The sequence below is a fragment of the Martinezella sp. CNPSo 3964 genome (genome assembly GCF_057784375.1).
Genome location: NZ_JBXSOW010000002.1, coordinates 136152 through 160844 on the forward strand (window position 1 = coordinate 136152; position 24693 = coordinate 160844).

21 protein-coding genes and 1 other RNA gene are annotated in these 24693 nt (G+C 59.7%); 1 reads left to right on the forward strand and 21 read right to left on the reverse strand.

What is annotated here, in order from left to right:
* Positions 1–88: 88 nt before the first annotated feature.
* From ftsA to aqpZ, 4 genes are all read right to left on the reverse strand, one after another.
* Entirely contained in the window at positions 89–1420 is a 1332-nt protein-coding gene (gene ftsA, locus AC13Q5_RS07280; RefSeq protein ID WP_075850914.1) for a cell division protein FtsA, read from the reverse strand.
* A complete protein-coding gene (locus tag AC13Q5_RS07285; RefSeq protein ID WP_488501281.1) occupies positions 1417–2349 on the reverse strand; it encodes a cell division protein FtsQ/DivIB in 933 nt (310 codons plus the stop codon). The genes ftsA and AC13Q5_RS07285 overlap by 4 nt, the downstream gene beginning before the upstream one ends.
* Positions 2337–3263 carry a D-alanine--D-alanine ligase gene (locus tag AC13Q5_RS07290; protein ID WP_075850916.1) on the reverse strand — a complete coding sequence of 309 codons (927 nt, stop codon included), beginning with the start codon at positions 3261–3263 and terminating at the stop codon, positions 2337–2339. Before AC13Q5_RS07290 ends, AC13Q5_RS07285 begins: the two co-directional genes overlap by 13 nt.
* A 300-nt stretch (positions 3264–3563) precedes the next feature.
* Entirely contained in the window at positions 3564–4250 is a 687-nt protein-coding gene (gene aqpZ, locus AC13Q5_RS07295) for an aquaporin Z (RefSeq protein ID WP_488501282.1), read from the reverse strand.
* A gap of 255 nt (positions 4251–4505) precedes the next feature.
* Between aqpZ and AC13Q5_RS07300 the strand changes: the two genes are divergently transcribed.
* On the forward strand, positions 4506–5837 hold the full coding sequence (locus AC13Q5_RS07300) for an MFS transporter (RefSeq protein WP_075850917.1): 1332 nt from the start codon (positions 4506–4508) through the stop codon (positions 5835–5837).
* Positions 5838–5929: 92 nt separating this feature from the next.
* Here AC13Q5_RS07300 and murB read toward each other — a convergent pair whose 3' ends face one another.
* From murB to AC13Q5_RS07385, 17 genes are all read right to left on the reverse strand, one after another.
* Positions 5930–6904: a UDP-N-acetylmuramate dehydrogenase gene (gene murB / locus AC13Q5_RS07305; RefSeq protein ID WP_488501283.1), complete on the reverse strand. Its 975-nt coding sequence runs from the start codon at positions 6902–6904 to the stop codon at positions 5930–5932.
* Positions 6901–8316 (reverse strand): UDP-N-acetylmuramate--L-alanine ligase, encoded by a 1416-nt coding sequence (murC, locus tag AC13Q5_RS07310; RefSeq protein ID WP_075850919.1) that lies wholly within the window; start codon positions 8314–8316, stop codon positions 6901–6903. Before murC ends, murB begins: the two co-directional genes overlap by 4 nt.
* Positions 8313–9434 carry an undecaprenyldiphospho-muramoylpentapeptide beta-N-acetylglucosaminyltransferase gene (murG, locus tag AC13Q5_RS07315; RefSeq protein WP_488501284.1) on the reverse strand — a complete coding sequence of 374 codons (1122 nt, stop codon included), beginning with the start codon at positions 9432–9434 and terminating at the stop codon, positions 8313–8315. The genes murC and murG overlap by 4 nt, the downstream gene beginning before the upstream one ends.
* Before the next feature lie 181 nt (positions 9435–9615).
* Entirely contained in the window at positions 9616–10770 is a 1155-nt protein-coding gene (ftsW, locus tag AC13Q5_RS07320; protein ID WP_015340353.1) for a putative lipid II flippase FtsW, read from the reverse strand.
* Position 10771: 1 nt separating this feature from the next.
* Positions 10772–12184 carry a UDP-N-acetylmuramoyl-L-alanine--D-glutamate ligase gene (gene murD / locus AC13Q5_RS07325; RefSeq protein ID WP_488501285.1) on the reverse strand — a complete coding sequence of 471 codons (1413 nt, stop codon included), beginning with the start codon at positions 12182–12184 and terminating at the stop codon, positions 10772–10774.
* Between the two features lie 7 nt (positions 12185–12191).
* Positions 12192–13313: a phospho-N-acetylmuramoyl-pentapeptide-transferase gene (mraY, locus tag AC13Q5_RS07330; protein WP_075850922.1), complete on the reverse strand. Its 1122-nt coding sequence runs from the start codon at positions 13311–13313 to the stop codon at positions 12192–12194.
* Between the two features lie 11 nt (positions 13314–13324).
* Positions 13325–14785 carry a UDP-N-acetylmuramoylalanyl-D-glutamyl-2,6-diaminopimelate--D-alanyl-D-alanine ligase gene (locus AC13Q5_RS07335; RefSeq protein WP_488501286.1) on the reverse strand — a complete coding sequence of 487 codons (1461 nt, stop codon included), beginning with the start codon at positions 14783–14785 and terminating at the stop codon, positions 13325–13327.
* Positions 14782–16245, reverse strand: a complete 1464-nt coding sequence (locus AC13Q5_RS07340; RefSeq protein WP_075850924.1) for a UDP-N-acetylmuramoyl-L-alanyl-D-glutamate--2,6-diaminopimelate ligase — start codon at positions 16243–16245, stop codon at positions 14782–14784. Before AC13Q5_RS07340 ends, AC13Q5_RS07335 begins: the two co-directional genes overlap by 4 nt.
* 66 nt (positions 16246–16311) lie before the next feature.
* Positions 16312–18066, reverse strand: coding sequence for a peptidoglycan D,D-transpeptidase FtsI family protein (locus AC13Q5_RS07345; protein WP_075850925.1), 1755 nt, complete (start codon positions 18064–18066; stop codon positions 16312–16314).
* The gene (gene ftsL / locus AC13Q5_RS07350; protein WP_457881874.1) at positions 18066–18587 is read right to left on the reverse strand and encodes a cell division protein FtsL; all 522 of its coding nucleotides are present in this window, start codon (positions 18585–18587) and stop codon (positions 18066–18068) included. Before ftsL ends, AC13Q5_RS07345 begins: the two co-directional genes overlap by 1 nt.
* A 1-nt stretch (position 18588) precedes the next feature.
* A complete protein-coding gene (gene rsmH / locus AC13Q5_RS07355) occupies positions 18589–19614 on the reverse strand; it encodes a 16S rRNA (cytosine(1402)-N(4))-methyltransferase RsmH (protein WP_488501287.1) in 1026 nt (341 codons plus the stop codon).
* 14 nt (positions 19615–19628) lie between these two features.
* On the reverse strand, positions 19629–20069 hold the full coding sequence (gene mraZ / locus AC13Q5_RS07360; protein WP_488501288.1) for a division/cell wall cluster transcriptional repressor MraZ: 441 nt from the start codon (positions 20067–20069) through the stop codon (positions 19629–19631).
* 430 nt (positions 20070–20499) lie between these two features.
* Positions 20500–20899, reverse strand: an RNA gene (gene rnpB, locus AC13Q5_RS07365) — RNase P RNA component class A.
* A gap of 67 nt (positions 20900–20966) precedes the next feature.
* A complete protein-coding gene (locus tag AC13Q5_RS07370; RefSeq protein WP_488501289.1) occupies positions 20967–22160 on the reverse strand; it encodes an NAD(P)/FAD-dependent oxidoreductase in 1194 nt (397 codons plus the stop codon).
* Positions 22161–22242: 82 nt separating this feature from the next.
* Positions 22243–22800 (reverse strand): lytic transglycosylase domain-containing protein, encoded by a 558-nt coding sequence (locus tag AC13Q5_RS07375; RefSeq protein ID WP_075850930.1) that lies wholly within the window; start codon positions 22798–22800, stop codon positions 22243–22245.
* Positions 22801–23066: 266 nt separating this feature from the next.
* Positions 23067–23828 (reverse strand): N-acetylmuramoyl-L-alanine amidase, encoded by a 762-nt coding sequence (locus AC13Q5_RS07380; RefSeq protein ID WP_488501290.1) that lies wholly within the window; start codon positions 23826–23828, stop codon positions 23067–23069.
* Positions 23825–24535, reverse strand: a complete 711-nt coding sequence (locus AC13Q5_RS07385) for a TerB family tellurite resistance protein (protein WP_488501291.1) — start codon at positions 24533–24535, stop codon at positions 23825–23827. Before AC13Q5_RS07385 ends, AC13Q5_RS07380 begins: the two co-directional genes overlap by 4 nt.
* Positions 24536–24693 lie beyond the last annotated feature (158 nt).

Here is a 24693-nt window from a genome sequence, read left to right on the forward strand (position 1 = left end):
TCTTTATGGCCGCATCGCCACGCCGGCCAATTCACTCGATTTCACTTGCCTGATGCTTGCCCCGGAATGAATTTCCGGGATCAGGCACTCAGAAACTCTCTTTCAGCCATTGGCCGACGCGGCCGATCCGGCTGTTGTTACCCCCAAACGACGAGAGCAGACCGCTGCTCGGCGCATGTGTTTCCATGTCTGCGACCTGCGGATAGATCATCAGACCGACCGCTGTCGAAAAAGCCGGCCCCTTGGCTGCCGTCGGCAGACCAGACACGCCCATCGGACGACCGATGCGGACATTGCGGGCAAGAACCCGACGCGCCACATCGGGCAAGCCGGTCAGCTGGCTGGCACCGCCGGTCAGGACGACGCGCTTGCCGACGATCGGGCTGAAGCCCGAACGCTGGATGCGATCGCGAATGAGCTCGAGGGTTTCCTCGATGCGAGCCTTGACGATGCGCGATACAAGCGCCTTCGGCACCTGCGTCGGCTGGTCACGCTCATCTTCGCCGATCGGCGGGATGGAAATCAGTTCTCGCTCTTCCGAAGAATTCGCGAGCGCCGAGGCATGAACGACCTTCAGACGCTCCGCATCCTCGATGCGGGTGGATAGGCCGCGGGCAAGGTCCGTGGTGACATGGTGGCCGCCGAGGCTGACGGCATCGGTATGCACCAGCTTACCTTCGGCAAAGACCGAGATCGTCGTCGTGCCGCCGCCCATGTCGATCGCGGCGCAGCCGAGTTCGACTTCGTCGTCGACGAGGGCCGCAAGGCCACTGGCATAAGGCGTTGCCACCATGCCTTCGACCGAAAGATGCGCGCGGTTGATGCAGAGCTCGAGATTGCGAAGCGCTGCACGCTCTGCCGTCACCACATGCATGTCGACACCAAGTGCATCGCCGAACATCGCCAACGGATCGCGGATGCCGCGCTCGCCATCAAGGGAGTAACCCGTCGCCAGCGAATGCAGCACGGCGCGCTCCTGGCGAACCGACTGCTGGCAGGCCGCGGCCAGAACCTTCTTCAGGTCATTGGCTTCGACTTCCTGACCGCCGAGATCGATGGTCGCGGTGTAGATATCGCTGCCGAGGCGGCCGGCCGAGACATTGACGATCAGGCTGTCGACAGTGAGGCCAGCCATACGCTCTGCGGCATCGACTGCAAGCCGGACAACCCCTTCCAGGGCGTCGAGATCGGCAATCACGCCGGTCTTGATGCCGCGGGAGCGCTGATGGCCGATACCGATGATCTCGATATTGTGTGTGCGGTTCGGGAGAACCTGGCTCTCCTCGCGCGGTGTCAGCCGGCCGATCATGCAGACGACCTTCGTCGAGCCGATGTCGAGGACCGACACGATATGCGACCGCTTCGAAGATAGCGGTTTCAACCGAGGCAGGCCGAAATGGGACGAACCGAATAAGCTCATGTATCCTGACCTGCTTTCTTCAAAGCCTTGTTTCTTGCATCGACTGCGGCCTGGCGACGAACTGCGGCATCCGGAGTTAACTCAATGGCGGTACGATCATCGATACGAAGATCGATGGCAGCGATATCGCGCTCGAGAAGGTTTTCGTCCTTGTCGAGCTTGGTCAGCCGCGCGAGCGCACCATCGATATTGTCTTCCGGCAATTTGATGATCACGCCGCTATCCAGATAGAGATCCCAGCGACGGCCGGCGACGCGCACGAAAGCCTTCACATGACTGCGAACATCGGGCCATTTTGCAAACTGGTCGTCGATGGAGGCAGCTGCGGTTTCGGCATCGCGACCGACGAAGAGTGGCAGCTTTGCAAATTTGTTGTCGCGCAGCGGCGCAATCACGCTACCGTCCTTCTGGATCAGCGAAAGCTCTGAACCGTGCTGCCAGATCGCATAGGCCTTGCGCTCCTTCAGCTTCACCTCGACGGTCCGCGGATAGACCTTGCGAACCTCGACATTCTGAACCCACGGCAGATTCGCAATCTTCTGGCGGGCCGCATCGGCATTTAGGGCGACGAGCGAGGTCGTGCCGTCGAGACCGAGCAGCTGCAGGATTTCGATTTCGGAGGTCTCGTCATTGCCGGAGACTTTCACATCCTCGATCGCGAAACCCGCGGCAGAGGTCGTTGCCTCCGCCACGGCCTGGGTATGACCGCCGACGGACATGCCGTAAAGGCCGGTCGCCGCGAGGAGGACCAGGGCGGAAACCGTACCCGTGTGAGCCGGAATATTGATGCGACCCGAGCCGAGGCTCACCAGGAAACGAACAGCGCGACGCAGCGGACGCGGCAGGACGAACGCGTCCTCGACGTCGTCGATGGCGAGCGGGACGCGATGACGGGACCGCCTCATATTTTTGACCGTCAGCGCAAACAAGACGCGTCCTCCACCATCCACCGGAGAAATTCACCAAAAGAGTAGCCGGCATGCGCGGCCATTTCAGGCACCAGGGAGGTAGGAGTCATGCCGGGCTGAGTATTGATCTCCAACCAGACAAGTTCGCCCTCTTCGGAAAAGCGATCGTCAAAACGGAAGTCAGATCGACTAACACCGCGGCAGCCGATAGCTTCATGCGCCCTTAACGATAATGTTTGTATGTTTTGGTAAAGATTCGGTGAAATTTCCGCCGGCAAGACATGTTTTGACCCACCCTTGGCGTACTTGGCGTCGTAATCATAGAAGCTGTGGCCGAGCGGCACGATCTCCGTAACGCCGAGAACCTTGCCATCCATGACACCGCAAGTCAGCTCACGCCCGTAAATATAGCGCTCCACAAGCACCTCGTCGCCATAACGCCATTCGGAGGACGTGACGATCTGCGGTGGATGCGCCTGATCTTCCTTGACGATAACAACACCGAAGCTCGAACCCTCGCGCACCGGCTTGACGACATAAGGCGGCTTCATCGGATGTTCACCGACAATAGCGAAGCGGTCCATGACGATTGAGCTGGCGACCGGAATGCCCGCCGCCGCCGCAACCGTTTTCGCACGGGACTTGTCCATCGCAAGAGCGGAGGCAAGCACGCCGGAATGCGTATAGGGGATCTGCAGATACTCCAGAATGCCCTGAATGGTGCCATCCTCACCGAAAGGCCCATGCAGCGCATTGAAGACGACATCGGGCTTCAGCTCGGCCAGACGGCTCGCGACGTCATGATCGACATCGACACGAGTAACCTGAAAGCCTTCCGCTTCGAGGGCATCGGCACATGCCTTTCCCGAAGAAAGGCTGACGGGCCTCTCCGAGGAAAATCCGCCCAAAAGGACAGCCACATGCTTGCCACCCATCAATACCCCCGACTCCACGGTCTCTACTTTGCGTTTGCAGGGCTTCGCCTAACCGCGATTCTCGCCCCGCTTTCAATAGGCCGATTAGAACGACATTAAGGTTAATGAAGCGTTTACTTTCGTTAACTTTCCGCCGTCCTGGCGATGGCCGAATGGTTCGAATCAAACCGACTTAAAGAATTCTGCCATTGGAATCATGGAGTTGCTACTTTTGAAATTGCTACATTTAGATTTTTTTAAACAATAAGCCCCGCATCAAGGGATCGATGCGGGGCGCAAGGCTTTAAAATGACACCGATATCACTCGCTGTCGTCGACCAGTTTCCAGACGAGTCCACCCAACGCTCCGCCGACGATGGGCGCGACCCAGAACAGCCAAAGCTGCTGCAGAGCCCAACCACCGACGAACAGGGCCTGCCCCGTCGAACGGGCCGGATTGACCGACGTGTTGGTGATCGGAATCGAGATCAGATGGATCAGCGTCAGCGCCAGACCGATGGCGATCGGCGCGAAGCCGGCCGGGACCTTGCTGCTCGTCGAGCCGAGAATCACGACCAGGAAGAATAGGGTCAGCACGATCTCGGCCACCAATGCCGACACCATGGAATAACCACCAGGGGAATGTTCCCCGTAGCCATTCGCCGCAAAGCCGCCGAGCTGGAAATCAGCCTTGCCGCTGGCAATCAGATAGAGCACCGCCGCCGCGACGATCGCACCGATCACTTGCGCGATGATATAAGGAATGAGCTGCCCGCCGGGAAAGCGGCCAGCGACGGTCAGGCCGACCGAAACAGCCGGATTGAAGTGTCCTCCCGATATGCGGCCGACGGCAAAAGCCATAGTCAGCACGGTCAGACCAAACGCAAAGGCAACACCTAGAAAACCGATACCAAGGCTCGGAAATGCCGCTGCAAAGATTGCACTGCCGCAGCCGCCAAATACGAGCCAAAACGTCCCAAGAAACTCAGCAATGAGTTTTTTCTGCATGAAACCCTTCTCCTCAGCCCGCAATCCAAGCGAGAATCGGCCATTGGTGAAAAAGATTCCGGCAAGGACTCGCCGGAGCACGCCTCTCCAATAACAAACGCCCGACTGATTGCTCACGAATCAACAATTACGGCAAAATAATAGCACGCAACCGCTGATTTCTTGCGCAGTTAGCGTTTGCGTTGAACAAAAATTACGCTAAGGACAATTTTTATCCGCTAAGCGCGCCTTAGCATCATCTGAATTGGTGGGAACATGACTGACGCGATATCTCCCTTATCGCCGACCCCCTCGTCATCGAACAATGCTGTTGCGAATTCCCCGGCACGTGTTCTGATCGCGAGCCTCATCGGCACAACGATCGAATTTTTCGATTTCTATGTTTATGCAACGGCGGCGGTTATCGTCTTCCCGAAGCTGTTCTTCCCGGCAAGCGATCCGACATCTGCAACGCTGCAGTCCTTCGCAACCTTCTCCATCGCCTTCTTCGCGCGCCCGATCGGCGCGATGATCTTCGGCCATTTCGGCGACAGAATCGGCCGCAAGGCAACGCTGGTCGCAGCTTTGATGACCATGGGCCTGTCGACGATCGTGATCGGCCTGCTGCCGACCTATGAATCGATCGGCGTTCTCGCACCGATTCTGCTGGCGCTTTGCCGCCTCGGTCAGGGTCTCGGCCTCGGCGGCGAATGGGGCGGCGCGGTGCTGCTCGCCACGGAAAACGCTCCGGAAGGCAAGCGCAGCTGGTATGCCATGTTCCCGCAGCTCGGCGCACCGATCGGCTTCATCCTCTCGGCCGGCCTGTTCCTCATCCTGCGCGAAACCATGGCCGATGCGGACTTTTTGAGCTATGGCTGGCGCGTTCCCTTCCTGATCAGCATCGTGCTGGTTGCCGTCGGTCTCTATGTCCGCCTGAAGATCACCGAAACCCCGGAATTCCAGCGGGCTATCGAGAAGGAAGAGCGGGTTTCCGTTCCGATCGCAGTCATCTTCCGCTCGCATTTCCGCAGCTTGATTCTCGGCACGATCATCGCGGTCGCTACCTTCGTGCTGTTCTATCTGATGACGGCGTTTACGCTCAGCTGGGGCACCAGGCCTCCGGGCAACGGTCCGCTGCCGGCCGGTCTCGGCTATTCGCAGGGTCAGTTCCTCGTCGTCCAGCTCGTCGGCGTCGTCTTCTTCGGCCTGATGATCCCGCTCTCGGGCCTGTTGTCGGATCGCTATTCACGCCGTCTGGTTCTCATCCTGACGACGATCGGCATCCTGATCTTCGGCCTGTTCTATTCGTCGCTGCTGACGGCTGGCCTTGCCGGTGCCTTCGCCTGCTCGATCATCGGTCTCGCTCTGATGGGCTTCACCTATGGTCCGATCGGCGCCGCGCTGGCGGCCCCCTTCCCGACCACCGTGCGCTATACCGGCGCGTCGATGACCTTCAATCTTGGCGGCATCGTAGGCGCGTCGCTGGCGCCCTATATCGCCACCTGGCTCGCGACCAACTATGGCCTGGTCTATGTCGGCTATTACCTCGCCGGCGCAGCAATGCTCTCGCTGATCGGCATCCTGCTCTCGGGCAATGACGAAATCTGAGCAAACAAGCATAAGCAATTGAAAAGGCCGGGTGAAAACCCGGCCTTTTTCTTGATTCATTTTATCAGGTTGGCGCCAATTGCAGCCCGGACCTACTCCGTCGTCACACCTTGGAACGGACGGACTTCCCGGCCCGGCATGAAGTGGCCGAGGCGCTTGATTTCCCATTCCAGCTTGACACCGGATTTTTCGAAAACCTCGCGACGCACCTGCTCGCCGAGATACTCCAGATCGTAGCCTGTGGCTTGCTCCATGTTGATCATGAAGTTGCAGTGCAGCGACGACATCTGCGCGCCACCGATAACCAGACCGCGGCAACCCGCCTCGTCGATCAGCTTCCAGGCAGAAAGACCGTCCGGATTCTTGAAGGTTGAGCCGCCAGTCTTTTCACGTACCGGCTGCACCGTTTCGCGATGAGCGCGCACCGCATCCATCTCCGCGCGAATCTTGGCTCGATCTTCCGGGTAGCCTTCGAAAAGGACATGCGTGAAGATCAGATCTTCGGAAGCATCGGAGTGACGATAGGAGTAGCCCATCTCGGCGTTGGTCAGGACGTGCTTGTTACCCTTACGGTCGACCGCATGGACCTCAATGACACGCTCGCGGGTTTCGGCGCCATTGGCGCCTGCATTCATCCGTGCAGCACCGCCGATACTCCCCGGAATGCCATAGTAAAAATGGAAACCGCCTATGCTGTTGTCCATCGCCATGGCTGCGACATGCTTGTCCGGGCATATCGCGCCGGCCAGGATGCGGTTCTCGCCAGCAAGCTCGACGGAACCGAAACCCTTGGCCGAAAGCCTGAGGACAACGCCGGGAATGCCGCCATCACGCACCAATATGTTCGAGCCCACGCCGACGACCGTCAGCGGCACGTCTTCCGGCAGGATCTTCAGAAATGCGATGAGATCGTCCGTATCATGCGGCTGGAACATCAGTTCCGCCAGCCCACCGGCGCGGAACCACGTCACACGATCCATCGGAGCATCCGGCGTCAGCCGTCCCCTGATGTCCTTTACGCCGTCGCCGAGCGACGCCAGAAGCTTTTCCCCATCTACCTGTTTCATGCGGACTTACCCGAGAGGCCTTCCAATTCCTTTGGCAATGATGCTGCCCAATATGTGATGCTGCCAGCTCCCAAGAGAACCACAAAATCACCTGGTCGCGCAATCTCTGCAACCATGACGGCAAGATCTTCCTGTGACTGCAGATAGCGTGCATCGCGATGACCACTGGCCTTGATGCGCGAAACCAGCGTCTGCGAATCTACGCCCTCGATCGGATCTTCGCCGGCGGCATAGACAGGCGCCAGGAAAATGCTGTCGGCATCGTTGAAGCAGGCGGCGAATTCTTCGAAGAGGCTCGACAGGCGCGTATAGCGGTGTGGTTGATGAACGGCGATGATGCGGCCCTTGCAGGCTTCACGCGCCGCCTTCAGCACCGCTTTGATTTCGACGGGGTGATGGCCATAGTCATCGAAGACCTTGACCCCGTTCCATTCGCCGGTCAGCGTGAAGCGGCGTTTGACACCGCCGAAGGACGCTAGCCCCTTGGCGATCGCCTCGCTCGAAATCCCGAGCCGGTTGGCGACGGCAACTGCAGCCGTTGCATTGGAAATGTTGTGACGGCCCGGCATCGGCATGACGAGATCCTTGATCTGGATCACTTTGCCCGTGCGGCGCCTTCGGATTTCGATATCGAATAGCGAGCGCGTGCCATCAATGCGCACATTCGAGAAACGCACGTCCGCCTGCGGATTTTCGCCGTAGGTGATGACCTTGCGGTCCTCGATGCGGCCAACCAGCGACTGCACTTCCGGATGGTCGATGCACATCACGCCGAAACCGTAAAATGGCACATTCTCGACGAACTGCCGGAAGGCGGCACGCACGGCATCGAAATTGCCGTAATGATCCAGATGTTCCGGATCGATATTGGTGACGACGGCGACGTCGGCAGGCAACTTCAGGAAGGTGCCATCGGATTCATCGGCCTCGACCACCATCCACTCGCCAGCGCCCATGCGTGCATTGGTGCCGTAAGCGTTGATGATGCCGCCATTGATGACTGTGGGGTCAAGGCCGCCGGCTTCGAGCAGCGTCGCCACGAGCGAGGTCGTTGTCGTCTTGCCATGCGTGCCGCCAATGGCGATGGCATTGCGGAAACGCATCAACTCGGCCAGCATTTCGGCACGGCGCACGACCGGCAGCAGCTTTTCACGCGCGGCGACGAGCTCGGGATTGCTCTTCTTGATGGCCGTAGAGACAACAACGACTTCGGCATCGCCGAGGTTCTCAGCCTTGTGGCCGATATGGACCGGAATGCCCTTGTCGCGCAGCCGCTGCACGTTGGCGCTCTCCGATTGATCGGAACCCTGCACGCGATGGCCGAGGTTATGCAACACCTCGGCAATGCCGCTCATTCCGATGCCACCAATACCGATAAAATGCACAAGGCCGATTGCCTTCGGCAGCTTCATGCGCCTGCCCCCTTGAATTGCTGAATTGAACGTCCCGCGGCAATAGCCTCAACCATGTCGGCAAGCAAGTTTGCCGCATCCGGCTTGCCCGCCTGCTTGGCTGATGCAGCCATCTTTGCGAGCTTTTCCGGCATGGTCATGGCGCCGCGCAGAATGGTGGAAAGTTTCTCCGACGTCAGTTCCGACTGCGCGATAACTTTCACGCCGCCGGTTGCAGCCAATGCCGCGGCATTGGCCGCCTGATCGTGATCGAGCGCATGCGGATAGGGAACCAGGATCGCCGGGCGCCCGATGACCGCAAGCTCGGAGACCGTAGAGGCACCGGAGCGGCAGAGAACCAGATGCGCAGCGCCGATACGCTCGGCCATATCATTGAAGAACGGCGCGACATCGGCACCCATGTCGAGCTTTCTTGCACAGCTGTTGACCGTCTCCATGTCCTCGGGGCGCACCTGCTGGGTGATCCGCAGGCGCTTGCGCAGCGGCTCTTCAAGCAGGCTGATCGCGGTCGGAACGGCCTTCGAGAAATACTGAGCGCCCTGGCTGCCGCCAAAGACGACGAGATTGAACGGATCTTCCGGGCCGGACGGCACATAGGGGCGTTTTGCAGCTTCGATGACAGCCGGGCGCACAGGATTGCCCGTAGTCACCGTCTTCTCGGCAAACGCGCCGTTGTCCGTGAGGAAGCCGCCCGCAATCGCACGCACGCGCGTCGCCAGCATCTTGTTGGCGCGGCCCATCACAGCATTCTGCTCGTGCAGCATGGACGGTACGCCCATGCGCGTCGCGGCCAGAAGCGGCGGAACCGTGGGATAACCGCCGAATCCGACGACGCAGACGGGCTTGAGGCGCTGGATCAGTTTGCGCGCTGCGCGCATGCCGGTCCACAGCGTCCAGAGGGCGCTCGCGACCTTCACGGGGTTCTTCGAACCGATCGTTGCCGAGGGCACGACATGGATCTCATCGGCCGGAAACTTGCCGGCATAGCGCTCGGCACGGCTGTCGGTGACGAGGTGCACGGAATAGCCGCGCTCCTTCAGCTTGTAGGCCAGCGCCTCGGCCGGAAAAACGTGACCGCCGGTTCCGCCGGCGGCAAGAAGGACAATGCCTTTACTCATAATTTTCGCTCCCGCGAATACCCCACTACTCGGGGCATCTCCCTAATATAGGAAGCTGCCTCGACCGCGTCATCGGCGCGGGCCAAACCTTCCTCATAGACTGACGCTTTGTGAAAAGCGACCGCAGAATGAGGAGCAGGCGGGAGATATGAAGAGCAAATAAACGGCAACTCCAAGACGATCACTCCGCCGGCAAACCATGCGTCACGCGGAACATGGTACGATCCTGCGCCCGTTTTTCCGGCCTGTGACGCGTCAGCGCCAGGATGAAGCCTGCTGTCACGCAGATCGCGGTCATCGACGAGCCACCATAGGAAATCAGCGGCAGGGTCATGCCCTTGGCCGGTAGCAGCTGCAGGTTCACGCCGATGTTGATGATCGACTGGATACCGATCTGCAGCACGAGGCCGGCGACGGCGAAGCGGTTGAAGTCGTTCTTTTCCTTATAGGCGTGCGACAGGCCGCGCAGCACGAGGAAGGCGAAGATCAGCACGAGTACCATACAGAAGATGGCGCCGAACTCCTCGGCCGCAACCGAGAAGATAAAGTCGGTATGGGCATCCGGGATGATGCGCTTGACGGTACCTTCACCAGGACCGACGCCGAACCAGGTGCCGTGAACGATCGCTTCCTTGGCGGTGTCGACCTGGAATGTATCACCCTCCCCCGTCAGGAACTTGTTCACACGCTGCGCGACGTGATCGAAGACGTAGTAAGCGGTGACGAAACCGCCCGCGCCGAGACCGCCGAGCACGATGATCCACAGCCAGGGCATGCCGGCCATGAAGAACATGCCGCCCCAGACGGCGGTCGTCAGGATCGTCTGGCCAAGGTCAGGTTGCGCGACAAGCAAGGCAACGACAATGCCGAAAAGAATGATGGCGAAGAGATTGCCAGGAATCTCGGGCTGGCGCGCATGTTCGGAAAACAGCCAGGCGCAGACGACGACGAAAGCAGGCTTCATGAATTCCGAAGGCTGGATCGACAAGGCCGCAATATTGACCCAACGCCGCGAGCCCTTGACTTCGATACCGAAGAAAAGCGCGAAAAGCATCATCGCCAGCGACACGATCAGCAGAATGACGGCAGTCCTTCGCACCTGTCTGGGCGTCATGAAGGAAATGCCGATCATCGCCGCGATCGCCGGGACGAGGAACAAGGCGTGACGTTTGACGAAGTGGAACGGCTCGAGCCCGATGCGCTCCGCCACCGCGGGCGACGCCGCGAAGGACAGCATGAAACCGATCCCGATCAAGAGGATGAAAAGGGCGAGAAATACGCGGTCGATGGTCCAGAACCACTCGGCCAAGGCCCCACGTTCAACGCGGCTTACCATATCATTTGCCTCCAGCTGCTGAACCGATCAGCATGGTGACACCATCGATCGCAGCGACATGGCTGACGAAGGCGTCGCCCCTGACCTCGAAATTCTTATACTGATCGAAGCTTGCGCAAGCCGGTGACAACATCACCGCAGCCGACTCATGTTCGTCCCTGTCTGCGTCCGCGGCAGCATGCGCAACGGCGCGCTCCAGCGTGCCCGAAATTTCATAGGGCACCTGATCGCCGAGCGTCGCGGCGAAGGCAGGTGCCGCCTCACCGATCAGATAGGCCTTGGTTATGCGCGAAAAGAGCGGCGCAAGGCTGGTGATCCCGCCCTCTTTCGGCAGGCCGCCAGCGATCCAGTAGATATTCTCATAGCTTGAAAGTGCGGGTGCGGCCGCATCCGCATTGGTCGCCTTGGAATCATTGACGAAGACTACACGGCCGCGCTTTCCGACCGGCTGCATGCGATGCTTGAGGCCGGGGAACGATTTCAGCCCGGCTCGGATCTCCTCGGCCGAAACGCCGACGGCAAGGCAGGCCGCTATGGCCGCCGCCGCATTCTGCGCGTTGTGGCTGCCGCGCAGGGTCTGGATGCCGTCGAGATTGACGATCTCGCTCGCCGCACCGTTCGATGCCCGCAGGATGCGGCTGCCCTCTGCATAAAGGCCATCCGCCAAAGCATGCCTGCGCGAAATCCGCATCACTTTGCCGCCCGCCCGTTCGATACGGTCGGCGATCAGGGAGGAATAGCTATCATCGATGCCAACGACGGCAATGTCGCTGCCGGCGACGAGACGCTCCTTGATATCGGCATAATGCTGCATCGTGCCATGGCGATCGAGATGATCGGGCGTCAGGTTCAGCAGAATGCCGGCAGACGGGTTGAGCGTCGGCGCCAGATCGATCTGATAGGACGAGCACTCGACGACATAAAAACGGCCCGCCTTTGGCGGATCGAGCGTCAGCACTGCGGTACCGATATTACCGCCGAGCTGCGTGTCGCGACCGCTCGATTGCAGGATGTGGGCGATCAGCGCCGTCGTCGTCGATTTGCCGTTCGTTCCGGTAATGGCGATGAACGGGCAATCCGGCGCATGCGCCCGCCGCTCCCTCACGAAAAGCTCGACATCGCCGATAATCTCAACACCGGCTGCGTGGGCAAGATCGACGGTCCAATGGGGCTTCGGATGCGTCAGAGGCACGCCGGGCGACAGAACGAAGACCGAAAGACCATTCCAGTCGATCGTCCTGAGATCGGCGACCTTTATTCCCTCCGCAGCCGCCTTGGCCACACTGTCCGGATTGTCGTCCCAGGCAGTCACATCAGCGCCACCGGCGACAAGCGCGCGCGCCGTGGCAAAGCCGGAGCCGCCGAGGCCGAAGAGAGCGACCTTCTTTCCGTTCAGCGTGGTGACGGGGATCATTCTTGCCTCACCGCAGCTTCAGAGTGGAGAGGCCGATCATCGCCAGGATGACGGCGACGATCCAGAACCGCACGACGACCTGGCTTTCCGTCCAACCCTTCTTTTCGAAGTGATGGTGGATCGGCGCCATCAGGAAGACACGGCGCTTGGTCATCTTGAAGAAGCCGACCTGGATGATGACGGAAAGCGCCTCAAGCACGAAGAGGCCGCCGATGATCGCCATGACGATCTCGTGCTTGGTGGCAACCGCAACCGAGCCGATCATTCCGCCGAGTGCCAGAGAGCCCGTGTCGCCCATGAAGATGGCGGCCGGGGGCGCATTGAACCAGAGAAAGCCAAGACCCGCCCCGATGACAGCACCGAGAACAACGGCAAGCTCACCCGTGCCAGGCACGAAATTGATCGCCAGATAGTCGGCAAAGACGAAGTTGCCCGCGAGATAGGAGATGATGCCGAACGAAGCGGCCGCAATCATCACAGGCACGATCGCGAGCCCGTCGAGACCGTCCGTCAGGTTGACGGCATTGCCGGCGGCAACGATGACGAATGCACCGAAGAACACGAAGAACATGCCGAGATTGAGCAGCAGGCTCTTGAAGAAGGGGAAGGCGACAGACGAGCCGAAGGTCGAACCGGCCGGGCCGGAGGACAGCGCGGTCGTCATCATGAAATAGACGGCAATCGCGGCAATCACGAATTCAATGCCAAGACGCGCGCGGCCGGAAAAACCCTTGTCGCTCTGCTTGGTCACCTTGAGATAGTCGTCATAGAAGCCGATCGCGCCGAAGCCGAGCGTCACTAGCAGGGTGGCAACGACATAGACATTGGCGAGATCAGCCCAAAGCAGCGACGAGACGACGATGCCGGCGAGGATCATCAGGCCGCCCATGGTCGGGGTGCCGGCCTTCTTGAAATGCGTCTGCGGACCATCGGCGCGGATCGGCTGCCCCTTACCCTGACGTACGCGCAAGGAGGCGATGATTCGCGGCCCGAAGAGAAAAACGATCAACGCTGACGTGAACAGGGCACCGCCGGTACGGAACGTGATGTATCTGAACAGATTGAGGAATCTGAAGTGGGTACTGAAAAAATGAATATGGTCCGACAGTTCGGCAAGCCAGATCAGCATAAGAGCCCTTTCTAAAGCCCCTGATGGGTGTGGAGGCCCGTGTCGGAAAATGCGGGAAACTTGTCAAGCAAACCCGCAATGATCTTTCCAAACCCCATTCCCAGCGACGATTTCACCATCAAGACATCGCCGGGGGCGACAGAATTGAGCGCGAATTCCGAGAGCTCCTCAGTCGTCTCGTGATATTCGACATGAACACTTTCCGGCAGCTCATCCCTCAAAGCCGCCATCTCCGGACCCGCCAGCCAGACATGCTCGATGCCGGCCGCAAGTAGCGGCCCGGCAAGGTTGGCATGCACGCGCTGAGCGTAATCCCCCATTTCCAGCATGTCGCCGAGCATGGCGACTCGCTTGCCCGGCCGTCCGCCTGGCCCTGCATGCGGCGATGTCGTCGCCAGCAGCGCGATGGCCGCGCGCATTGATGCCGGATTGGCGTTGTAGCTCTCGTCGATCACCGTGAAGTAGCCGTTGCCGATCGCGCGCTTGTGGCGTTGACCCCTGCCCTTTTCGGGCTGCAGGTCGGCCAGCGCATCGACCGCCTGATCGAGATCGGCTTCCACGAGCATGACCGCGCCGAGCACGGCAAGTGCATTTTCCGCGATATGGCGGCCAGGTGCGCCAAGCGCCACTTCCATCGTCTCGCCGCCGATCGTCAGCCAAAGCGTCGAATTTTCCTCCGAAGCATTGAACTCCGCGAGGCGCACATCGGCCTTCGCGTGCTGGCCGAAGCTATGCACATGCTCGATGCCGGCCGCCACCGCAGCCTTTTCCAGCATCTCGAACTGATCGTTGTCATGATTGAGAATGGCATGGCCGCCCGGCACGACACCGTCGAAAATTTCCGCCTTCGCGGCGGCAATTTCGGTGATGCTATTGAAATTGCCGAGATGGGCCGGCGCGATCGTGGTGATGATCGCCACATGAGGCTGCACCATCTTGACAAGCGGCCTGATCTCTTCGGGATGGTTCATGCCGATCTCGAAAACGCCGAAATCGGTGTCCTCGGGCATGCGCGCCAAAGTCAGCGGAACACCCCAATGATTGTTGAAGGAGGCAACGGAGGCGTGCACCTTGCCTGATGGCGTCAGCGCACGGCGCAGCATCTCCTTGGTCGTCGTCTTGCCGACCGAACCGGTGACGGCGATAATCTTCGCCCGCGTACGCTTGCGGGCGGCAACACCGAGCCGTGCAAGCGCCGCCAGGACATCATCCACGACCACCTTCGGCACGGTCAGACTGCCCATTGCCGGCAGGCGCGCCTCGCTGATGACGATGAAGGCTGCGCCGTTCGCCATGGCGATATTGGCATAGTCGTGACCGTCGACGCGATCACCCTTGATGGCGAAAAAAGCCTCGCCCGGCTGGATGGAACGACTGTCTATGGAAATGCCCGTAATGCCCTCGGGCAATGCTCCGAAGGAGCGGCCAGAGATTGCAGCGATCAAATCCTCAGTTGTCCATAACCAGCTCAAGACTTCAAATCCTCCAATGCTTTGCGCAATTCGGCATGGTCGGAGAACGGCAGCGTCACGCCGCCGATCGTCTGACCTTCCTCATGCCCCTTGCCGGCGACGATCAGCGTGTCGCCGGATTTCAGCAGCCCGACTGCCTTGCGGATCGCTTCGGCGCGATCACCGATCTCGGTCGCGCAGGCTGCAGCCGTCATGATTTCCTCACGGATCGTTGCCGGATCTTCCGAGCGTGGATTATCGTCGGTAACGACGACGACATCAGCAAGACGGCAGGCGATCTCGCCCATGATCGGACGCTTGCCGCGATCGCGGTCGCCGCCACAGCCGAAGACGACGATGACGCGGCCCGTCGTGAACGGCCGTACTGAATTCAGAACGTTCTCAAGCGCATCCGGCTTGTGGGCATAGTCGACATAGGCAAGCGCGCCGTCATGCGTATGCCCGACCAGCTCCAGCCGGCCCGACGCACCGACGAGCTTCTCAAGTGCCGCCATGGCGACTGGTGCAGCAACGCCGGTCGAGATGGCAAGACCAGCTGCAACCAACGCATTGGCGATCTGAAAATCGCCGGCCAGTGGGATATGAACTTCAAAGATGTCGTCGCCGACATGAACCTCGGCGATCTGCTTGTGGCGGAAGTGCTCGACGCGCTTCAACGTCAAAAAATCGCCCTTGCGCCCGACAGTGCGGACATCATGCCCCGCATCGCGGGCGGCGGCGATTGCCTGAGGGGACCAGGCATCATCGGCAAAAATGACGGCCGGCGAGCCCTTTGGCAGCAAATCCCGAAACAACCGCATCTTGGCGGCCATATAGTCCTCGACCGTCGGATGGTAGTCCATGTGGTCACGGCCAAGATTGGTGAAGGCAGCAGCGGCGAGCTTCACGCCATCGAGCCGGAACTGGTCGAGGCCGTGGCTGGATGCTTCCATGGCCGCATGCGTGACACCCTCGTCAGCAAGTTCGGCCAGCAGCTTATGCAGCGACACCGGGTCGGGCGTCGTCAACGCACCATATTCGTTACGGGTCGGCGAAACGACACCGGTCGTGCCGATCATCGCGGCCGGATGACCGGCATAGGCCCAGATCTGGCGTGTAAAGGAAGCAACCGAGGTCTTCCCGGCCGTTCCCGTCACCGCCACCATCGTTTCAGGCTGGCGTCCGTAGAAGCGGGAAGCGGCAACTGAGAGAAACCGGCGCGGCTCGCCAACCTGCAGCAATGGCACATTGCCGGCACCGGCGTCGTGGCTTGCAACGATGACGGAGGCACCGCGCGCAACGGCATCGGCGATGAAACTTGCGCCGTCGGCCTTCGTCCCGGCAACGGCGACAAATGCCATCCCCGGCGCCACCTTTCGGCTGTCCGCGGAGATCCCGCTTATCTCAAGATCGCCAAGCGCCCCGCCAATTTGTGTGTTGAGTTCCGGAAACGTATTTCCGGCAATATCCCGCAAGTTCATCGAATGTACTTTTCGCCTTCTCGATCAGTCCGCCCCTCGCGAATCGACGTGTGTATTCTTTCACGCTTAATAAGACGCCAGCAAGGCCGAGTCATCTTTTCCAAAACTGGGCTGCACCCCGAGAATCGGCGCCGCGCGGGCGACGATATCACGGGCGATCGGCAAGGCCGTGAAGGCCGAAATCGTCCCGCCGCCGCGCTCGCCGCTCTTCGGCTCGTCGATGAAGGTCATGACGATGTATTGCGGATTGTCGATCGGAAACACGGCCATGAAGGTGTTGAAGTTCAGCGTATTGGAATACCGGCCGTTGACCACCTTATCGGCCGTGCCGGTCTTGCTGCCGACATTGTAGCCGGGAACGCGGGCGTTGCGACCCGAGCCCCTGGTGCCGTTGAACTCGAGCAGGAAGCGCACGTCATCGCTGGTACTCTTTTTGACGACCATCTTGGCGATGGCGTCGGCCTGGTCGCGCGTGCGCGGCAGGAAGGTCGGCTCGATCAGCTTACCGCCATTGACGAGCGCCGCTCCCGCGACAGCTGTCTGCAGCGGTGTCGTCGAGACACCGTGACCGAAGGAGATCGTGATAGAATTGATCTTCTTCCAGACGCGCGGCTGCGACGGCATTTTCACCTCGGGCAATTCGGTCTGCATCTTCGAGAGCAGACCGATACGGGTGAGGAATTCCTTATGGCCTTCGATACCGACGATATCGGCGATCTTGGCCGTGCCGATGTTCGAGGAGTACTGGAAGATTTCAGGAACGGTCAAAACGCGACGCTGGCCGTGGAAATCCTTGATGGTAAAACCACCGATGCGGATCGGATTAGTGGCATCGAAGGCATCACGCAACGTCACCTTGCCATCATCGAGCGCCATGGCCATGGTGAAGGTCTTGAAGGTCGACCCCATTTCGAACGTGCCGTTCGTCATGCGGTTGAGCCAGCCTTCGGTAGCGCCCTCGTTCGGATAGTTGGGATCGAAGTCGGGAGCAGAGGCCATGCCGAGAACCTCGCCAGTGTGGACGTCGAGGACCGCGGCACCTGCGCCCTTGGCCTGAAAATTCTTGACGGCGTTGACGACCGCATCGCGGACAATGCCTTGCACACGCAGATCGATCGAAAGCTTCACCGGCTGCAGCGGCTGATCGTTGGTCATGCCAGCAGCAGCGAGATCGGCAAGCCCCTGATCGTCGATATATTTCTCCATTCCGGCAACGCCGCGATTGTCGATATTGACGTAACCCAGGATGTGAGGAGCGGTCGTACCGCCCGGATAGAAGCGACGCTTCTCGGGGCGGAAGCCGATGCCGGGAATGCCGAGCGCCAGAATCTGGCTCTGCTGCTTCGGCGTCAGCTGGCGGCGAAGCCAGGCAAAGTGCGAGGATTTTGCTGAAAGCTTCTTATAGGTCGACTTGGTATCGAGATCTGGCAAGACCTTGCGCAGCTCCTCGACGGCCTCATCTACGTCGATGATCTTGTTCGGCTCGGCAAACAGCGAGACGGTACGGATGTCTGTTGCAAGCAGCGCGCCGTTGCGGTCGACGATGTCTGGACGCGAGGCCATCAGACGATCCGGCGGCAGAATGCTTGATGTCATATCCGGCAATGTCATGGCGAACTGGGCGAGCCGACCGCCGATCACGCAGTAGACGGCAACGAAGCTTGCCACTAGCAGGACGACGCGGCTTTTTGCCTGATTGGACTTGCGTTTGCGCACGCCCTCGAAGCTCGAACGGGAGAATCCATCGCTTGGGCGGTTGTTGCCGTCGGTGGAGAAGTGGGCCTTGCTCTTCAGAACCATGATGCGAGAAAGAAAAGACATTATTCCCTCACCGATCCCGTTGCCATGTTGTCGACATCCGGCTTCTTACGCTTGGCAAGAGCCGGCGGTTTCGGTCGTGGCGCCGGAGCGGCGGCCACATCGGCAATCGCCTTCCTGATCTGCGCATCCGTCGTATCGCCATTGCTCGAGGCGGTCGATGCGCCGCTCTTGGCGCCACCCGCCTTGCCGCTTTTCGGATCGTTGGAGGCTGTTACCGTTGGCGGCGGAAGCTGCGAGCGCAGCATCGGCAATTCGCTCGGCTGAACGATCGCCGTCGAGAGCGTCGGCTGCAGCTGAAGTTCGCTATTATAGTTATTGACGAGGCGCTCAAGCCGGTTCGGCTGGGAAACCAGCGCCCAGTCCGCCTTGAGGAGATCGATCGTATCCCTCTCAAGCTTGATTTCGGATTCGAGGCGATGAACCTCTTCCAGCTTCAGCTCGGCACGATGCTTGATCGTATAGGTCACGCTGGCCATGGCCGTCATGACGCCGATCAGCACGATGTCAAAGGTCTTCAGCATTTCAGCCCCCAAGCTTTCCAAGACTGGCGAGATTGGGCAGATCGAAGATCGAAAGATCTGCCGCCTCCGCCGGAGCCAAGGTGCGAACCCCCGCACGCAACTTGGCCGAACGAGCGCGCGGATTGACCTCCGCCTCAGCGTCACTCGCAGAAATCATCGACTTGCCGACCGGCTCGAAGGTGGCAGGCCGCTCGTTCACGATCGGCATGTGCCGCGACCCGGCAGCACGACCCGAGCGATCGGCGAAGAACTTCTTGACGATCCGGTCCTCCAGCGAATGGAAGGTGACGACAACCAGGCGGCCGCCCGGCTTGAGGGCGCGCTCTGCCGCAAACAATGCCTGGGCCAGTTCGCCGAGCTCGTCATTGACGAAAATGCGCAAGGCCTGAAAGACGCGTGTAGCCGGATGGATCTTGTCCTTCGCCTTTCGCGGCGTCACGACCTCGATCAACCCGGCCAGATCGCGGGTGGTCACGAAAGGAGCCTCCGCACGGCGCTTCTCGATTGCATGCGCGATGCGCGGCGCCTGCTTTTCCTCGCCCAGAAACACGAAGATGCGAATGAGATCGGCAAGCTTTGCGCGATTGACGACATCGGCAGCCGACACGCCGCTTGCCGACATCCGCATATCGAGCGGGCCGTTCTTGCTGAAGGAAAAGCCGCGCTCGGCCTCGTCGATCTGCATGGACGAGACGCCGATATCGAGCACGATACCGTCAAGGCCGCCATCCGGCGCATGATCGGCCAACTCGGAAAACTGCGATTGAATAAGATTGAGGTGGCCGGCGTGGGCCGAAACGAGCGCCTGCCCTGCAGCGATCGCCGTCGGATCGCGATCGAGCGCGATCACATTGGCACCGGCCTTGAGGATGGCCGATGTATAGCCGCCAGCTCCGAACGTTCCATCGAGAATGATTTTGCCGGGCGCCGGAGCCAGCGCCTCGATCACCTCCGAAAGAAGAACCGGAATGTGACGAACTGGTCCGCCACCGGCGTCAGAAGAACCTCCGCCTGAATTCGCCGCCATTCCGCTTCCTCGCTCTATTCCGAGCGCCTGCCCGCCAGCCTGCGCTCCTCTCGTGCCTGCGACTGCAAGGCCAGAAAAGCCTCCGGTCGCCACAATTGAAAATGATCCGCTCGCCCGACGAAGGTCACTTCGCCTGCAATTCCGGTGAAGTCGCGAATGAAATCCGTGACCATCAACCGCCCTTCGGCGTCGAGCTTCATGAAGACCCCGCCCCCGTGAATGAGGAGCGACATCTGGTTCGCCGCCGGCGAAAACGGATCGTCCGCCGCAATCTGCCGCTCGAAGCGATCGAGCAGATCGAGACCGCCGACACTGATCGCCGGAAACACAAAATCCTGGAAGCAGTACAACTCCTGGATATTGCGCTCGGCCAGCACGGAACGAAACGCCGCAGGCACGGAAACCCGCCCCTTGGAATCGATCCGGTTGGTCGCATTTGACAGGAAGCGGCTCATGACGCGAAACACCCGTCCCCCATGACCCGCAAGCCGCTACTCGCTCGCAGGCACAGCCAAAATCGGACACAGCTTCGCAAGCCGAAAGAGCCGACGCCCTTCCGACACCCCCAGAACGGGAGCAATCATGGCTTTGCGATGATTGGGCTCTGATTTGCCCTTGTGCAGTGTTGTTTTGGGATACCATGGGACCATATGGGCGTCAATGGGATGAAGCCACGTCAGACGTGGCCGCAGCCTGAATATTCATAAGACGTTAAGTTTAACGAAAGGTTAGGATCGGCTTCAGGAGACGTCCCGAAACGGATTGTTTTCACAAGCGAAAACCCTCGCCCACCGAGGCCGAGAACCCCAGAAACTCAGGGCATTCGGCAGCGTCCAAAATTATTTCGCGGAAGCGTCGGACGCGCCTTTCGAAGTGACGCGATGATTTGCCAGTTGGCCTGTAAGCCGGGTTCTGTATGGCTCCGACCGAAGCCGGAACGTGGCAGCCATTCATCTGGGACGGCGCTTGCGCGACGCCTCTTGCAACCCACCCGGATGACCGGCCCGGAAACAGGCTGGAGCGCTTGCGCGCTCCGTGTCATCCCTATTCGGTTTTGCTCCCGGTGGGGTTTTCCGTGCCGCCGCTGTTTCCAGAGACGCGGTGGGCTCTTACCCCACCCTTTCACCCTTACCCGATCCTGAGACCGGGCGGTTTGCTTTCTGTGGCACTTTCCCTGAGGTTGCCCCCGCCGGACGTTATCCGGCACCGTGTTTCCGTGGAGCCCGGACTTTCCTCACCTCATCGCCTTTCGGCATTGATGAAGCGCGGCTGCCCGGCCAACTGGCACAGGCTCATTAACCGAGACCGCCCGTAATTGCCATCGAAATATGCTGATTTGTGAAGAGCGGATGTCAGTTGCGGAAATGCGCTGAGAAATCCGTGCTGTAGCCTTCGTCCTTGATTCGACCTGCGAGCAGCAGCTCCGCCCCGAGCCTGCCGATTTCATCCGAACTCTTGGCAGCCGTGCCGCAGCCGCCCGTCAGAACCGCAACGCGCGGCGAAGAGGTGTATCCGATCATGGGGTAGCCGCTCGGCGAATAGGAGACAGCGCAGGAATTGGTAAAAGCCGGAGGTCGTTTTACGCCAGGAACGAGCCGGTGGAATATCCGCACCAGATGCTCGCGCGCCTTGTCGCGGCCGGCTGTGCGGAACCATGCGCGCAGCTCCGCCTCGGTCGTGAATTGCAGATCGTCGGGATCGCCGCCGATCTTCATGTAATATTTGCCGTCCGGATAGCGGATCGGCGGCAGCATATAGATGCTGTCCACATCATCAGCTGATTTAGATATCAGCGACGGCATGCCGGAAAGCGCTTCAGCCTCCGTCTCGCTGACCTCGAAGAAAGTAACCGTTCGGCCATAAACCTTCATCTCAACCGGCTGCCGCAAGAGATTCTCGGCAATGGAGAAACCGCCGGCTGCGAGCAATATCTTTTCGGCGCTGAATGTCTCGCCCTCGGCGGTCGTCACGACTGCAAGGCCGCCCTCGTCGCGGATCGACAGCACCGTCTGCTTGATGACGCGCGCGCCGGCTTTTTCCGCCAGCAGAGACTGCGCCTTCACCAACCGGCGAGGACTGATATGACCTGCCCCACGCGGTTCAAAGACACCTTCGCTTCCCGATGCGAAGGAGAAGAAGGGAAACTTATTCCCAAGCTCCGCATCGCCGAGGATTTCCGTTTGAACGCCGAGCCGGTCGGCGGCTTCGAGGACGTCGCCGACATAGGTGGTTTCCCCGCCCCGTTTCGGACCGGTGACGAGGCAACCGACCGGCGCATAGAACTGGATGCCGCTATCCCGTTCGATTTCCGCATAGCGGCTGATCGAACGGTTCGCTAGGCGGGCCCAATCGGCATCGGGATCGATCGTCCGGGTGATGCGGCCCTCGTCGTAATGGCTGCCGAATACGCCCTGATGGCTGGCGCGATCTTCAGGTTCATCCGGCCCGATGACGGCGATGCCGTCCGTTTGATTTGCCAGGTGACGGGCAGCCGCTGCCCCCATCATGCCCCGGCCAACGACGATGAACCTGAAATCCGCTGCCATGCTATGATCCTCGCAAACAATAGTGGTTCGATAGCATGGAAGACGATTCCGCCCTACCCCGTAATTCCTGACGCAGCGGACGTCAGTCCAGAAGCGCCAGTACCTTGCCGCAATAGCGCTTCGAGATCGGGTTCATGCGCGTGGCACCATGCCCGGCATTGTATTTGAGGATGGTGTTGCAGGTCGGACCGCCACCGAGATCCTGCGCCATGGCCAGGTATTTCATGCCGAATCTGATATTCGTCTCGGGATCGTAGAGCCCCTTGGCCCCTCCGGTATATCCCATCAGCCGGGCGGTTGCCGGCTTGATCTGCATAAGTCCGATCTCACCGGCACTGCCCCGGGTTTTCGGATTGAAATTGCTTTCGATCTTGACGACGGCGGTCGCCAGTTCAACGGCAACGCCATTCTGCTTGGCATATTTGGCAATCAATGCGGAATAACGATTTTGCCGTGCGAAGGAGGTGTCTGCATCGCGCAATTCGGCGGGAACATTGGGAACCGGAAAGCCGGTAGTGCGGCTGACGATCTTGAGAGGAACCGTTTTCTGCTTTGCATGACGCTGGCCCGCAAAGGCACAATCATATCCCGCCAGCAGCACGCCCACGCATGCTGCAGCCGCAACAATCAAATTTTTCATGTAGTCTTTTGTCTCCAGGGGCGGGACCGCGGACGGCACAAGCCGTCACGTCCGGCTGGAGGCAAAAAGAGCCGCCGGAATGCACAGTCCCCATTAGTCGTCTACGGCCGCGCGACACACAAACCCAGACGGCGCGACCGCCGTTCAGCGAGCGTCGTTAGACCAATGCAATGCGGAGATAATAGGGAAAAGATGTGGCGTAGCAGGGAGTTACGCTTTTTTGCATCAATAGCCGGCTATAAAGACGGACGACAAAGCTGCAAGAGCTAGGAATAACGGGGTAGCGCCGACAGGAGACGATGCAGCGTATCAATCGTCGAAAAATCGGCGATACCATCGATACGCTCAGGCCGGAAATGCCGTTGGAAGGCTTCGACCTCCCCTTTCAGCTTTTCTGAGAATTCGCCATTTATTTCAGTGCCGTAACCATAAAGGGACAGCATGGACTGCAAAGCCTCGATCGGCTGACCTACATCGCCCTTCTGGAAGAACCGTCCGCCGGTGATCGAAGCCGGCTCAACCCAATGCCCGACACCTGCCGCAGCCAGCCGCGCCCACGGGAATTTTTCACCCGGATCGACCTTGCGCACAGGCGCAACATCGGAGTGTCCAAGCACACGTTCTGGCGCGATTGCCCAGCGTTGGCCGCAATCGCGACACAGTTCGATCACTGCTTCGATCTGCGCATCAGGGAATTCAGGCAGTCCGCCGGGATGGCCGGCATTGGCGATCTCGATGCCGATCGACGATGAATTGATATCGGTCTCGCCATGCCACGAGCTCTTGCCCGCATGCCAGGCTCGGCGCTCTTCGGGAACAAGCTGCATGACGCGCCCATCCTCGAAGACGAAATAGTGGCTCGAAACCTGGCTCTCCGGACGACAGAGCCAATCGAGCCCACCCTCGGCCGTACCCATACCGGTATAATGCAGGAGGATGATATCTGGCCGACGCCCATCCCGCCTCTCGCCATGGTTCGGCGAAGGCTGCACATGGGCGCGAGCGAAATCGGCCTTGAATGCACTCATGCTGCGCGGCGTTCTTTCTCGATCTCGGCATAAGCCGCATTCAGAGCCGCCATACGCTCATTGGCGATGGCATGGAACTCTTCCGGCACCCCACGCGACACAAGGCGATCCGGATGGTTCTCGTAGACGAGGCCATGGTAGCGACGACGGATCGTCGGGAAATCGTCCTGGCGCGACACACCGAGCACCTTGTATGGATCGCGACCGCCAACGTTGACATGACGGGCCATGATCTGCTCGAACCGCTCTTCGCTCATGTGAAAGATCTCGGCGACATGCTGAAGGAAGTCCATTTCCTTCTCATGGATCAGACCATCTGCCTTGGCGATATGGAAGAGACCATCGAGCACGTCTTCCAGCACAGGACAATTCTTCGTGCAGGTTTCGCAAAGAGAGGACAGCCGCTCCGCATAGGCTTCGTAACCGGCCACATCTTGACGCGCCAGATTATAAAGACGGACGACGTTTTTCGCTTGATCGGGCGGAAATTCGAAGATCTCGCGAAACGCATTGACCTCGTTTTCCGTCACAACGCCGTCCGCTTTCGCCATCTTGGCGGAAAGAGCGATTATCGCAACGGAAAATGCCACCTTACGGCGCGTTTCCGGATCGCCTTCAAAGACGGTGCGAATAGCTTCGACGACCGCCGACAGGGCATTGCCGGCAGTGCTACCGATAGCATTCAGCAATTTTTCCCAGAACGACATGCCGGTCTCTATATCCTACTGAAACAGTAGAACACCTTGATCAAATAATGCCTATCAATGCAAGCAGTCCATTCGTCGCAAGTCCGAAAACACTTTTCACAATTTGGTAATGATGCTGCAGATGCGAACTGTCGCTCAATCGCCCTCGCCCGGCTTTT